Source organism: Sphaerisporangium sp. NPDC049002 (assembly GCF_040649355.1).
Taxonomy (GTDB): domain Bacteria; phylum Actinomycetota; class Actinomycetes; order Streptosporangiales; family Streptosporangiaceae; genus Sphaerisporangium.
In genome coordinates, this window is record NZ_JBEZFH010000023.1 from 24,494 (window position 1) to 37,351 (window position 12,858).

The 12,858-nt window shown below is 69.1% G+C and carries 12 protein-coding genes and 1 tRNA gene; 10 read left to right on the plus strand and 3 right to left on the minus strand.

Annotated features, from left to right (window positions below; translation table 11 throughout):
* Window positions 1-31: 31 nt before the first annotated feature.
* Window positions 32-1,168, minus strand: coding sequence for a TetR family transcriptional regulator (locus AB0B89_RS07840; RefSeq protein ID WP_358549746.1), 1,137 nt, complete (start codon window positions 1,166-1,168; stop codon window positions 32-34).
* A 139-nt stretch (window positions 1,169-1,307) separates the two neighbouring features.
* Complete coding sequence (locus tag AB0B89_RS07845; RefSeq protein WP_358549748.1) at window positions 1,308-2,252, minus strand: acyl-CoA desaturase; 945 nt, start codon at window positions 2,250-2,252, stop codon at window positions 1,308-1,310.
* A gap of 345 nt (window positions 2,253-2,597) precedes the next feature.
* Here AB0B89_RS07845 and AB0B89_RS07850 point away from each other — a divergent pair.
* The 10 genes from AB0B89_RS07850 (at window position 2,598) to AB0B89_RS07895 (ending at window position 12,200) form a co-directional block, all read left to right on the plus strand.
* A tRNA-Gln gene (locus AB0B89_RS07850) sits at window positions 2,598-2,670 on the plus strand.
* Between the two features lie 194 nt (window positions 2,671-2,864).
* Complete coding sequence (glmU, locus tag AB0B89_RS07855; protein ID WP_358549750.1) at window positions 2,865-4,358, plus strand: bifunctional UDP-N-acetylglucosamine diphosphorylase/glucosamine-1-phosphate N-acetyltransferase GlmU; 1,494 nt, start codon at window positions 2,865-2,867, stop codon at window positions 4,356-4,358.
* 80 nt (window positions 4,359-4,438) lie between these two features.
* Window positions 4,439-5,416: a ribose-phosphate diphosphokinase gene (locus AB0B89_RS07860; protein WP_358549796.1), complete on the plus strand. Its 978-nt coding sequence runs from the start codon at window positions 4,439-4,441 to the stop codon at window positions 5,414-5,416.
* Window positions 5,417-5,625: 209 nt separating this feature from the next.
* Entirely contained in the window at window positions 5,626-6,225 is a 600-nt protein-coding gene (locus AB0B89_RS07865) for a 50S ribosomal protein L25/general stress protein Ctc (protein WP_358549752.1), read from the plus strand.
* 115 nt (window positions 6,226-6,340) lie between these two features.
* On the plus strand, window positions 6,341-6,937 hold the full coding sequence (pth, locus tag AB0B89_RS07870; RefSeq protein ID WP_358549754.1) for an aminoacyl-tRNA hydrolase: 597 nt from the start codon (window positions 6,341-6,343) through the stop codon (window positions 6,935-6,937).
* 217 nt (window positions 6,938-7,154) lie between these two features.
* Complete coding sequence (locus AB0B89_RS07875) at window positions 7,155-8,507, plus strand: sugar transferase (RefSeq protein WP_358549798.1); 1,353 nt, start codon at window positions 7,155-7,157, stop codon at window positions 8,505-8,507.
* A 43-nt stretch (window positions 8,508-8,550) separates the two neighbouring features.
* The gene (locus AB0B89_RS07880; RefSeq protein ID WP_358549756.1) at window positions 8,551-9,369 is read left to right on the plus strand and encodes a 3'(2'),5'-bisphosphate nucleotidase CysQ; all 819 of its coding nucleotides are present in this window, start codon (window positions 8,551-8,553) and stop codon (window positions 9,367-9,369) included.
* Between the two features lie 25 nt (window positions 9,370-9,394).
* On the plus strand, window positions 9,395-10,309 hold the full coding sequence (gene cysD / locus AB0B89_RS07885; RefSeq protein ID WP_358549758.1) for a sulfate adenylyltransferase subunit CysD: 915 nt from the start codon (window positions 9,395-9,397) through the stop codon (window positions 10,307-10,309).
* Between the two features lie 73 nt (window positions 10,310-10,382).
* Complete coding sequence (gene cysN, locus AB0B89_RS07890; RefSeq protein ID WP_358549760.1) at window positions 10,383-11,645, plus strand: sulfate adenylyltransferase subunit CysN; 1,263 nt, start codon at window positions 10,383-10,385, stop codon at window positions 11,643-11,645.
* A 96-nt stretch (window positions 11,646-11,741) separates the two neighbouring features.
* The gene (locus AB0B89_RS07895; protein ID WP_358549762.1) at window positions 11,742-12,200 is read left to right on the plus strand and encodes a GNAT family N-acetyltransferase; all 459 of its coding nucleotides are present in this window, start codon (window positions 11,742-11,744) and stop codon (window positions 12,198-12,200) included.
* Here AB0B89_RS07895 and AB0B89_RS07900 read toward each other — a convergent pair.
* Complete coding sequence (locus AB0B89_RS07900; RefSeq protein WP_358549764.1) at window positions 12,197-12,688, minus strand: ATP-binding protein; 492 nt, start codon at window positions 12,686-12,688, stop codon at window positions 12,197-12,199. The genes AB0B89_RS07895 and AB0B89_RS07900 overlap by 4 nt on opposite strands.
* Window positions 12,689-12,858: the final 170 nt, after the last annotated feature.

Genomic DNA, 12,858 nt, shown 5'->3' on the forward strand with positions numbered 1-12,858 from the left:
CACGTTAACTTTTTAGCAACGACGGTTTTACTTACCCGGATGCCGGGTCCCCGTCCTGCCGCCGTCCCCCGCCCTGCGCCTGTTCCGCGCCCTGCTCCCCGCCCGCCGCGAGCTCGGCACGTTCCACCAGGGGGACGCGCTCCACCAGATCGACGCGCTCGACCAGCTCCACCCGCTCGGCGCTCCCGGAGGCGAGCCGGGCCCGCCGCTCGGCCTCCCGTTCGGCCTGCTTGGCCTTCTGCTCCAGCAGCTTGAGCTCCTGCGCGCGGATCTTCTCCTGTTCGCGGCGCTCCTGGGTCAGCAGCCTCTCGTGCTCGCGCTGCTCGCGTGCCCGGATCTTCTCCTGCTCGCGGAGGATCTTCTCCTGCTCACGCTGCTCGCGCGCGCGGATCTTCTCCTGCTCCTTGAGCTCCTTCTCGCGGGCCTTCTCCTGCTCCTTCAGCTCCTTCTCGCGAGCCTTCTCCAGCTCTTTGAGCTCCTTCTCGGAGGGCCGGGTCAGGCTCCGGAGCTCGATGACGGGAGGAACCTCAAGCCGGCCGCCGCGCGTGGAAGCGGCGGTGAGGCCGGGACGCGGCTCCAGCCCCGTGAGACCGTTCCAGGCGAGGTTGACCAGATGGGCGGCCACTTCCTCGCGGTCGGGCTTGCGGGCGTCGAGCCACCACTGGCCGGTGAGGGCCACCATGCCGACGAGCATCTGCGCGTACATCGGCGCGAGCGTGGGCGCGTACCCCCGCTCGGCGAACTGGTCGGCGAGAACGTCCTCGACCTGGCTGGCGATGTCGTTGATGAGGCTCGCGAACGTGCCGGTGCCCGAGGCGGCGTGGGAGTCGCGCACCAGGATGCGGAAGCCCTCGCTGGACTCCTCGACGTACTGGAGCAGGGCAAGGGCGGCGCGTTCGAGGCGGATCCTCGGGTGGCCGGCGTTCAGGGCGACGCCCACCAGGCTGAGCAGCCGCTGCATCTCTCTGTCGACGACGACGGCGTAGATGCCCTCCTTGCCGCCGAAGTGTTCGTAGACGACCGGCTTGGAGACCTTCGCGCTGGCGGCGATCTCCTCGATGGAGGTGCCGTCGAACCCCTTCTCGGCGAACAGGGTGCGGCTGACGCGGATCAGTTGTTCCCTGCGCTCCTTACCGGTCATGCGTACGCGCGATCGCGGTTCGGTCATGGGTCTAATAATGGCTGGCCCGGTGGGCCCGGCAACCGCCAACGTCCCAGTTTGCCCGGATATATCGTGATTTGAAGGGTCGGACGCGGCGGAAAAGGGGGTTCGGGCCGCCGACCGGCGGCCCGACATAGGGGCTGAATCACCCAAGCCGCTTCGCCGCCAGACGCTCAGGGGTCGGCCACCTGACGTCGGTCGCCCAGCCGGCCTGCTCGCACCAGCGGATCACGCGGGCGCTCGGGTCGAGTTGGCCCTTGAGCGCGCCGTGACGGGCGGAGGTCGGGTCGCAGTGGTGCAGGTTGTGCCACGACTCGCCGAAGGACGGGATGGCCAGCCACCACACGTTGCGGGACTTGTCGCGAACCTCGAAGGTCTCGTCGCCGAACACGTGGCAGACCGAGTTGATCGACCAGGTGACGTGGTGGAGCAGGGCGATGCGCACCAGGCTGCCCCAGAAGAACGCGGTCAGGGCGCCGGTGAACGACCAGGTCACGAGGCCGCCGATGACGGCGGGCAGCACCAGGGACGCGAAGACCAGCCACGGGAACGCGCGGTGGATGCGGGCGACGTCCTTGTCGTTCATCAGGTCCTTGGCGAAGCGCTCCTGGTTCGTGCGCTCGGAGGAGAACATCCAGCCGATGTGCGCGAACAGCAGGCCCTTGGTCAGCGCCTTCCAGTCGTTGCCGAAGCGCCACGGCGAGTGCGGGTCGCCCTCCTTGTCGGAGTACTTGTGGTGGCGGCGGTGGGTGGCGACCCAGTCGATGACGCCCATCTCCAGTGACATGCTGCCGGCGATGGCGAGCACGATCTTGAGGGGCCTGTTCGCCTTGAAGGACCCGTGCGTGAAGTAGCGGTGAAGTCCGACGGTGACGCCGAGCCCGGTGAACACGTAGAAGAACGCGCTGATCGCGACGTCGCTCCAGCCGAGGAAGTGTCCCCAGGCCATGGGCACGGCGGCGAGCAGCGCCAGGAACGGGACCGTCACGAAGACGACCAGCAGGACGCGTTCGAAGTTGCTCTTGGGCTCGGGTTCGAGATCGGGCCGCGGGGGTGGCGGCGGCGTCGAACGGTCTACGACGACGGTCATGGGCTACCTCACGTGATTCTCGACGAAGTACTGACGATCTGTAGCTACGTAACCGTAACCTACGCCATCGTAAGTTAGGAATCCCTAAGCTCGGAATGTGGAGAAGATGACGCTTCGGGCGTCATCCGGTGGCGGATCCACGCCTTGCGCATACATGCCCGTATCTGTTAGAGGAACGCGCGCGGCAGGCCAAAAGGGGGGCCTGGATGTCCCAAGGATGCGTGCCCGTCCCACGGCGCGCCCGCGCCGTGACCGGCGCCCCACGAGGTTGGGGGAAATGCGTTGAGCGCCGAGAGGCTCTGATGGGTATCCTTGTCACCGCGGTTTGGGAAGGTCTCGAATCGATCCGGCGTGGGGTAATTGGCAGCCCACCTGCCTTTGGAGCAGGGTTGTCCTGGTTCGAGTCCAGGCGCCGGAACTCTTCCCGCACAAGTCAAGCGCGGACCCTGCCAGAAGGCGTCCGGCCCCTTCGCCGAGGGGGCTGGATCGCTCCGGGGAGGCGGCGGGTATTCTCACGGTGTCGGGCGGATGGCCGTGCGGTGCCTGGGTGATGGCCGTACGTCGTACCCGTACTGACATGTCTCAGCCGCGACGCCGAGGGAGCCTCAGTCCGTGAGTGTGCCGCGCCCGGCAGCCGTCATCGTCCTCGCAGCCGGCGAGGGAACCCGGATGAAGTCCAGCAAGCCCAAAGTCCTCCACGAGCTATGCGGTCGCGCCCTTGTCGACCACATGCTCACCGCCGCCAGAGGCCTCGCGCCCGAGCGCCTGATCGTCGTGCTCGGCCACGCGCGTGAACAGGTCCAGGCCTACCTCGCCACGACCGGCCCGGACGCCCACGCGGTCGTCCAGACCGAGCAGAACGGCACGGGCCACGCGGTCCGCACCGTCCTTGAGTCGGTCGGCACGATCAACGGCACGATCCTCGTGACCTACGGCGACACACCGCTGTTGCGCACCGAGACCCTGGCCGAGCTGCTCGCCACCCACGGGGCCGAGGGCAACGCCGTCACCGTGCTCACCGCCGAGGTGCCCGACCCCACCGGGTACGGCCGCATCATCCGCGACACCACAGGTGCCGTTCTCGCGATCGTCGAGGACAAGGACGCCTCGCCCGAACAGCGGGTGATCAAGGAGATGAACTCCGGCGTCTACGCCTTCGACGGCCTGCTGCTGGCGGACGCCGTGAAACGGGTCTCCACGGCCAACTCCCAGGGTGAGGAGTACCTCACCGACGTGCTCTCGATCCTGCGGGAGGACGGCCACCGGGTGGGCGCGTACGTCGCCGGCGACCACGTCGAGGTCGAGGGCGTCAACGACCGCGTGCAGCTCGCCTTCGCCCGCACGGTCCTCAACACCCGCGTCCTCGAAGCCCACATGCGCGCAGGGGTCACGATCGTCGACCCCGCGACCACCTGGGTCGACGTCGAGGTGACCATCGAGCCCGACGTGGTGGTCCAGCCGGGCACCCAGCTGCGCGGACGTACCGCCATCGCCTCCGAGGCGGTGGTCGGGCCCGCGACGACCCTCACCGACACGGTGGTGGGCGCGGGGGCCGTGGTGCGCAACTCCGTCTGCGAGGGGGCCGAGATCGGCGACGGGGCCACTGTGGGCCCGTTCGCCTACCTCAGGCCCGGCACCGTGCTCGGCCGCGGCGCCAAGGCCGGCACGTACGTCGAGATGAAGAACGCCCGCGTCGGCGAGGGCTCCAAGGTGCCGCACCTCACTTATGTGGGCGACGCGACCATCGGCGAGGGCACCAACATCGGCGCCGCGAGCGTGTTCGTCAACTACGACGGCGTCGAGAAGCACCACACGACCGTCGGCGACCACGTCCGCGTCGGCAGCGACAACATGCTGGTCGCTCCGATCACCATCGGCGACGGCGCCTACACGGCCGCCGGCTCGGTCATCACCAACGACGTTCCTCCGGGGGCGATGGCGGTGGGCCGGGCGCACCAGCGCAACATCGAAGGGTGGGTCGCGCGCAGGCGCGCGGGCACGGCTTCGGCGGAGGCCGCGCTGCGCGCGACGGCCCAGGCCGATGAGGCGGAACAGGACGACCCGGTCACGCAGTCCGGGGAACAACAGCGGGGGAGCACCAAATGAACGAGCACGCTGAGCCTGCCGAGAGGCACGGCGGTGCTTTCGCGGACGCGTCGGGCCACGCGCCCGGCGAGGAGGGAAGCATGACCGGCAAGAAGACCACCGGCGAGAAGCACCTGATGTTCTTCTCCGGCCGGGCCTATCCCGAGCTCGCCGAGGAGGTGGCGCAGCACCTCGGCATCGACATCACTCCCACCAGGCTGCACGACTTCGCCAACGGTGAGATCTACGCCCGCTACCTCGAATCCGTACGGGGCAGCGACGCGTTCGTCATGCAGAGCCACACCGAGCCGATCAACAAGTGGATCATGGAACAGCTGATCATGGTGGACGCCCTGAAGCGGGCGTCGGCCAAGCGGATCACCGTGGTCCTGCCGTTCTTCGGCTACTCCCGTCAGGACAAGAAGGGCCGTGGCCGCGAGCCGATCACGGCGCGGCTGATGGCCGACCTGTTCAAGACCGCGGGCGCCGACCGGCTGATGTCGGTCGACCTGCACACCCCGCAGATCCAGGGCTTCTTCGACGGGCCTGTGGACCACCTGTTCGCCCTGCCGGTGCTCCACCGCTACCTCAGCGGCAAGCTCGACGCGGCGAACACCACGATCGTGTCGCCGGACACCGGTCGTGTGCGCCTCGCGGAGCGCTGGGCCGACCAGCTCGGCACCGCGGTCGCGTTCATCCACAAGCGCCGCGACCTCGACGTGGCGAACCAGGTCAAGGTGCACGAGGTGGTCGGCCAGGTCAGGGGCCGCACCTGTGTGCTGATCGACGACATGATCGACACCGGCGGCTCGATCTGCAAGGCGGCCGACGCCCTGTACGAGCAGGGGGCGACGAACATCATCGTGGCCGCCACCCACGCGATCTTCTCCGACCCGGCCGTCGACCGCCTGAAGAACTCCCGCATCTCCGAGGTGGTCGTGACCAACACGCTGCCCATCCCCGAGGAGAAGCGCTTTGACAAGCTGACCGTGCTGTCGATCGCCCCGCTGATCGCCCGCGCCATCAGCGAGGTCTTCAACGACGGCTCCGTGACCAGCCTCTTCGAGGGCGACAGCTGACCTCACCGTCGCCGTACGGCCCCCGGCCAGATGGCCTGCCGGGGGCCGTACGGCTTCGACGCGGCTCTCTCTCGCCCTGTCCGCCGGCGGTGGACCGTCGCATCTGGCGGACAGGTAGTCTTTGAGGGTTGTTCGCGCTCGTAACGCCTTCCGCTAGGGCGGGTGAGGGTGAGCGCCTTCCATTCCTGAGACTCCCTAGGAGATACGCCGTGTCCGAGGTACGCATCGCCGCCGAGCCCCGCACCGAGTTCGGCAAGGGCGCCGCGCGCAAGATCCGCCGCGAGAGCAAGGTCCCCGCCGTCCTGTACGGCCACGGCATCGAGCCCAAGCACCTGACCCTGCCGGGCCACGAGCTGCTGCTCGCCCTTCGCACGCCGAACGTGCTGATCCGCCTCGAAGGTGAGGGCGTCGACGAGCTCGCGCTGCCCAAGGGCGTCCAGCGTGACCCGATCAAGGGCTTCTACGAGCACGTCGACCTGCTCCTCGTGAAGCGCGGCGAGAAGGTCACCGTCGACATCCCCGTCACCCTGACCGGTGACATCGCCCCGGGCGGCCTGCTCGACCAGCAGCTCATCACCGTCTCGGTCGAGTCCGAGGCCACGCACATCCCCACGGGCGTCGAGGTCGACATCGAGGGCCTGGAGGTCGGCGCCGTCGTCACCGCCGGCGACCTGAAGCTGCCGAAGGGCACCTCCCTCATCGCCGAGCCCGAGACGGTCGTCCTGCAGGTCATCAACGTCCCGACCTCCGCCGAGGCCGAGGGGGCCACGGAGGGCGAGGCCACCGAGTCCGCCGAGGCCGCCGAGTAGTCTCCCGTATCGTCGGCAGGGCAGCCAGGAGGCCGGTCACCGGTCACCGGGCTGCCCTGTCCTGTATCAAGAGCATTCGAGGGCAAGGCGCCGAAGTGGAACGGAGAGGTCTGTCGTGGACCGCTGGTTGATCGTCGGGCTGGGCAACCCCGGGCCCGAGTACGCCGGTAACCGGCACAACGCCGGGTTCATGGTGCTGGACGAGCTCGCCGCCCGGGTGGGCGGCCGGTTCAAGGCGCACAAGGCCCACGCGGAGGTCGTCGAGGGGCGCCTCGCGGGCGCCCCCGCCGTGCTGGCCAAGCCGCGGACCTACATGAACCTCTCCGGCGGGCCCGTCAAGGCCCTGGCCGACTTCTTCAAGGTCGCCCCGGCGAACGTCATCGTGGTCCACGACGAGCTGGACATCCCGTACGGGGCGCTGCGCGCCAAGCTCGGCGGGGGCGACAACGGGCACAACGGCCTGCGGTCGATCAGCAAGTCGCTGGCCACCAGGGACTATCTGCGGGTGCGCTTCGGCGTCGGGCGCCCGCCCGGCCGCATGGACGCGGCCGACTTCGTGCTGCGCGACTTCGCCACGGCCGAGCGCAAGGAGCTGCCGCTGCTGGTCGACCGCGCCGCCGACGTCGCCGAGTCGCTGATCGTGTCGGGCCTTGAGGCCACGCAGAACACCTTCCACCCCTCCGACCTGAAGCCGGTCAAGCCGCCGCGCTAGCCCGGGTTCCGCGGAGTTTCCTGATTTCCCCAAGATTCGCTCATGGGGCCGCTAGCATCCCTCACGGACAGTGTCCGATCGGTTGCGGGGAGGATGCCTGGTGGACGGCGAGCGGCCGGCGGTCACCGTCCAGAAGGCGTCCGCGGCTCCGGGCCGTGCCGCCTCACCCGGCCGTCCGTCCCTTCCCGGGTGGGCGCTGCGCTACCGCCTCCAGGCCATGGCGGCCGACCTCGGATGCGGCCTGCTCGCCGGGGCCGCCGCGGTCGTCGTGCGCTTCGGCGAGGTCACCCCGTATGTCACGCCGTATCTCCTGCTCAGCCTGGTCCTGCCGGTGCTCTGGGTCGCCATGGTGGGGCTCAACCGTGCGTACGAGGCACGGCTGATCGGGGTCGGGTCCGAGGAGTTCCGGCGCATCACCCAGTGCGGCTTCTTCCTCACCGCCGGAGTGGCGATCACGGCGTACGTGACCAAGACCGACCTCGCCCGTGGTTACGTCGTGCTGGCGCTCCCGCTGATGACGGCCCTCACCCTCTCCTGCAGGTACGGCCTGCGCCAGCGGCTTCACGTGATGCGGGCCAGAGGGCTGTGCATGCGGCGGGTGGTGGCGGTGGGTCACCACGCGTCCGTCGCCGATCTGGTCCGCCTGTTCCGGCGCGAGCCGTACCACGGCATGGAGATCGTGGGAGCGTGCCTGCCGCGCCACGACGTCACAGAGGACGTGGACGGCGTCCCCGCGCTCGGGGACTTCTCCGACATCCCCCTGGTGGTCTGCCAGGCCTCGGCGGACACCGTTGCCGTGCTCGCCTGTCCCGAGCTCGACGGCACCGCCCTGCGCCGTCTCGCCTGGCGGCTGGAGAAGACCCGCACCGACCTCGTCGTCGCCCCGGCGCTCATGGAGGTCGCCGGGCCGCGCACGACGATCAGGCCGGTGGCGGGGCTGCCGCTCCTTCACGTGGAGCATCCCGAGCTGTCCGGGGTCCGCCAGTTGCTCAAGAACGTCTTCGACCGCACGGTCGCGGCCGTGGCGATCGCCGTCCTCGCGCCCGTCCTCACCGTGCTGGCGCTGGCCGTACGGGCCACGAGCCCCGGGCCGGCGCTGTTCCGGCAGACCCGCGTCGGCAGGGACGGGGTGGAGTTCACGATCCTGAAGCTGCGCACGATGAGCCGCGACGCCGAGCGCCACAAGATCCACCTCGTCAGCGACGGCGACGGCCTGCTGTTCAAGATCCGGGGCGATCCGCGCGTCACCCCGCTGGGTGGCTGGTTACGGCGCCACTCCCTCGACGAGCTGCCGCAGCTCCTCAACGTCCTGCTGGGCCACATGTCACTGGTCGGGCCCCGGCCTCCCCTTCCCGAGGAGGTGGCCGGGTACGGTGACGATGTCAGGCGGCGGCTGGTCGTCCGGCCGGGCATGACAGGTCTGTGGCAGGTGAACGGCCGGTCTGATCTCTCCTGGGAGGAATCGGTACGGTTGGACCTACGTTATGTCGAGAACTGGTCTCTCATGCTGGATCTTCAGATCCTGTGGAAGACCTGGTCCGCCGTGGCACGCGGCTCGGGTGCTTACTGACCCGGCGCCAGAAAACTCGGGGTGCGGCATCAGGAAGGGCAACGTGACGATACGCGACGACCACGTACTGGCCAGGGATCTGGCGGCCGAGGCCGGCGAGAGGCTGCTCGCGCTGCGCTCCCGCCAGGGGTTCGACGATCCCGTGGCGTTGCGCCAGGCGGGTGACCGCGAGGCCCACGCCTACCTGGCCGAGTCGCTGTCGCGCCTGCGCCCGAGCGACTGCGTGCTGTCCGAGGAGGGCACGCGCGAGGAGCGGCTCGACCCGCGCCGCCAGTCCGCCGACCGCGTATGGATCATCGACCCGCTCGACGGCACGCGCGAGTTCGGCGACACGGGCCGCTCCGACTGGGCCGTCCACGTGGCCCTGTGGCAGCGCGCACCACGCTCGGGTACGGCCGCGCCGGTGCGGGGGGAGCTCGTGGCGGGGGCTGTGGCGCTGCCGGCCCAGGGCCTGACGCTGTCCACCGTCCAGCCGCCCGCACTGCCCGTGCCGCCTGTGCCGCCGTCCGGGGGCCCCGAGAGCAGGGTGCGCATCGCGGTCAGCCGCACCCGGCCGCCCGAGTTCGTCAGGAAGCTGGCCTACCTCGTCGGCGCCGACCTCGTGCCGATCGGCTCGGCGGGTGCGAAGATCGCGGCGGTGCTCACCGGGCAGGTGGAGGCGTATATCCACGCCGGAGGCCAGTACGAATGGGACTCGGCCGCGCCCGTGGCCGTGGCGCAGGCGGCGGGAGCCCACGCGAGCCGCATCGACGGCTCTCCGCTGATCTACAACCAAGGCAACCCCTCGTTGCCGGATATCCTGGTCTCCCTACCGGATCTGGCGCCAACGTTGCTCGCCGGCATCCGCGACGTGCACCGCTAGGGCGAGACTCCCGGAGGAAGAGTAGATGCTTCAGAGCGACTACACGACGTCGCAGCTCGACGTCCTCGAAGCCGAGGCCATTCACATCATGCGTGAGGTCGCGGCCGAGTTCGAGCGCCCCTGTCTCCTCTTCTCGGGCGGCAAGGATTCGATCGTCATGCTGCGCATCGCCGAGAAGGCGTTCTGGCCGGCGCCGATCCCCTTCCCGCTGATGCATGTGGACACCGGGCACAACTTTCCCGAGGTGATCGAGTTCCGCGACCGGCGGGCCACCGAGTTGAGCGCCCGCCTTGTCGTCGCGTCCGTACAGGAGTCGATCGACGCGGGCCGGGTCACCGAGGAGACCGGGCGGCGCGCGAGCCGCAACCGCCTCCAGACCACCACTTTGCTCGACGCCATCGAGGAGAACGAGTTCGACGCCGTCTTCGGCGGCGCGCGGCGCGACGAGGAGAAGGCCCGCGCCAAGGAGCGCGTGTTCTCCTTCCGCGACGACTTCGGCCAGTGGGACCCGAAGAACCAGCGTCCCGAGCTGTGGAACCTCTACAACGCGCGCATCCGCAAGGGCGAGCACATCCGCGTCTTCCCCCTGTCCAACTGGACCGAGCTGGACATCTGGGACTACATCCGCCGCGAGGGCATCGAGATCCCGTCGATCTACTTCGCGCACACCCGCAAGGTCTTCGAGCGCGACGGCATGCTGCTCGCCGACGCCGACGTGGTCAACCGCGACGAGGACGAGCCGACGTTCGAGACCGTCGTGCGCTACCGCACCGTGGGCGACATGACCTGCACCGGCGCCGTCCAGTCGAACGCCGCGACGGTCGAAGAGATCATCGCCGAGATCGCCGCCACCCGCATCACCGAGCGGGGCGCGACGCGGGCCGACGACCGCGCCTCCGAGGCCGCCATGGAGGACCGCAAGAAGGAGGGCTACTTCTGATGCCCCTTCTCGCCCCTGTCCCGGGTCCGTTCCCCCGCCGCGCCGGCCGCACAACCGATGGAGAGCAGTTCTGATGGACATCCTGCGTTTCGCCACGGCGGGTTCGGTCGACGACGGCAAGTCGACCCTCATCGGACGACTGCTCTTCGACTCCAAGGCGATCTTCGAGGACCAGTTGGAGGCCGTCGAGCGCACCAGCCGTGACCGCGGCACCGAGTACACCGACCTGTCGCTGCTCACCGACGGCCTGCGGGCCGAGCGCGAGCAGGGCATCACGATCGACGTGGCCTACCGCTACTTCGCCACGCCGAAGCGGAAGTTCATCATCGCCGACACCCCGGGCCACATCCAGTACACCCGGAACATGGTCACCGGCGCGTCCACGGCCGACCTGGCGATCGTGCTGATCGACGCGCGCAAGGGCGTGGTGGAGCAGTCCCGCCGCCACGCGTTCCTCACCACGCTGCTACGGGTGCCGCACCTGGTGCTCGCGGTCAACAAGATGGACCTGGTCGACTACTCCAAGGACCGTTTCGAGGAGATCCGCGAGGAGTTCACGGCCTTCGCGGCGAAGCTGAACGTCTCCGACCTGACCTTCATCCCGATCTCGGCGCTGCACGGCGACAACGTGGTGTCCCGCTCGGAGAACATGCCGTGGTACCAGGGCACGTCGCTGTTGCACCACCTGGAGAACCTCCACATCGCCTCCGACCGCAACCTCGTCGACGTCCGCTTCCCCGTGCAGTACGTCATCCGTCCCCAGCGGGCCACCGACCCGGCGTTCCACGACTACCGGGGGTACGCCGGCCAGGTCGCCGGGGGCGTGATCAAGCCGGGGGACGAGGTGATGCACCTGCCGTCCGGCCTGTCGACGCGCGTGGCCGCGATCGACACCTTCGACGGGCCCGTCGAGGAGGCCTTCGCGCCGATGTCGGTCACCCTCCGCCTGGAGGACGACATCGACATCTCGCGCGGCGACATGATCTGCCGGCCCAACAACCGGCCGCAGGTCGCCCAGGACCTCCAGGCGATGGTCTGCTGGATGACCGACGGCCTCAAGCTGGGCCCCCGTTCGAAGCTCGTCATCAAGCACACCACCCGCACGGCTCGCGCGCTGGTGCGCGACCTGCACTACCGGCTCGACGTGAACACCCTGCACCGCGACGAGGCGGCCACTTCCCTCGGGCTCAACGAGATCGGCCGCGTGTCGCTGCGGGTCACCCAGCCCCTGTTCGTGGACGACTACGCAAGGAACCGCCTCACCGGCGGTTTCATCCTGATCGACGAGACCACGAACGGCACCGTCGGCGCCGGCATGATCGTCGACGCCCGGTGAGAACGGTCGGCTGATGCCCGGTGAGAACCGTCGGCACCGGCATGGGCCTCAACGGCCGGTGAGAACTGTCGGTGCCGGCTGGCAGACTCGCCCGGCATGAGTGATGACGTGCGGCTGAGGGCCGTCGGAGAGGCCGATCTGGAAGTGTTCCTGGCGCAGGAGCACGACCCCGAGGCCGTCCGGCGGTCCAAGTTCCCTCCCCGCGAGCGAGAAGCCTTCATGACCCACTGGAAAACGAGGGTCCTCGGAGACCCCACGGTCCTCGTGCGTGCGGTCATCGTCGGCGGGGAGCTCGCCGGCAACATCGTGTCCTGGTGGGAGCAGGAGCGGCGCTTCACCGGCTACTGGTTCGGCCGCGCGTTCTGGGGCCGGGGCATCGGCAGCACGGCGATGACGCTCTTCCTCCAGGAGGAGAAGACCCGCCCGCTCTACGCCGACCCCTACATCGGCAACACCGGCTCGGTGCGCCTGCTGGAGAAATGCGGTTTCCAGCGCACCGGCACCATCATGCACGGCGAGAACGAGCACGTCATGCTCGTCCTGTCCGAGAGCTAGCCGCTGCTCCGGAGGCACGGCGCAGCGGCCTCGCCGGGCTCATCGGTGAGCGAAGGCGCGGCCGGGATCTCGCACCGTACGGTCCAGCCGGGGCCGTCGGGGTTGGAGCGGAAGTCCCACCGCCCACCCGAGAGCATGTCGACGATGGCCAGCCCCCGCCCGCCCTCCGCGAGCAGAAACGCCGGCTCCGTACGGCCGCGCGGGCTTTCGGCTGCCAGGCCCGTGTCCCTGACCTCGACGCGCAGCCGGTCGTCGTGTGCCGACAACTGGAGGACCAGTGGCTCGGACACGGCGGGCCCATGGGCTGCCCCTGCCAACTGGTGCCGGGCGTGCCTGAGGGCGTTGGTCACCAGCTCGGAGACGGCCAGGCGCACGGGCTCGTACGCCGGATGCTCGGCTCCGAGCCAGTCGCGTACCTCGGCACGGGCGCGAGCCGCCGATTCGGGATCACTTGGAAGACGAATCTCTTTGAGAGTGTCCGGCGTCATTGATATGCCTTCCCAGTCCGTATCGGCTGAATTCCTGTTTCACTCGGCTCGCCGGCCGAGGCGCCGCCGTGTCTTCGGCGTGTGCCCCATACGGTGGCAAACAATCGGGGGAGTGAAACGATTATTCGGGTTCGCAATGTGTTCACAATCGCGTGAACCCTCTCGACCGG

Excerpts from the sequence above, each read along its gene's own strand:
- AB0B89_RS07840 (WP_358549746.1), bottom strand. The coding sequence starts at position 1,168 with ATGACCGAACCGCGATCGCGCGTACGCATGACCGGTAAGGAGCGCAGG.
- AB0B89_RS07845 (WP_358549748.1), bottom strand. The coding sequence starts at position 2,252 with ATGACCGTCGTCGTAGACCGTTCGACGCCGCCGCCACCCCCGCGGCCC.
- AB0B89_RS07860 (WP_358549796.1), top strand. The coding sequence starts at position 4,439 with ATGACCGGCAAGAAGACCACCGGCGAGAAGCACCTGATGTTCTTCTCC.
- AB0B89_RS07875 (WP_358549798.1), top strand. The coding sequence starts at position 7,155 with ATGGCGGCCGACCTCGGATGCGGCCTGCTCGCCGGGGCCGCCGCGGTC.
- cysD (WP_358549758.1), top strand. The coding sequence starts at position 9,395 with ATGCTTCAGAGCGACTACACGACGTCGCAGCTCGACGTCCTCGAAGCC.
- cysN (WP_358549760.1), top strand. The coding sequence starts at position 10,383 with ATGGACATCCTGCGTTTCGCCACGGCGGGTTCGGTCGACGACGGCAAG.
- AB0B89_RS07895 (WP_358549762.1), top strand. The coding sequence starts at position 11,742 with ATGAGTGATGACGTGCGGCTGAGGGCCGTCGGAGAGGCCGATCTGGAA.
- AB0B89_RS07900 (WP_358549764.1), bottom strand. The coding sequence starts at position 12,688 with ATGACGCCGGACACTCTCAAAGAGATTCGTCTTCCAAGTGATCCCGAA.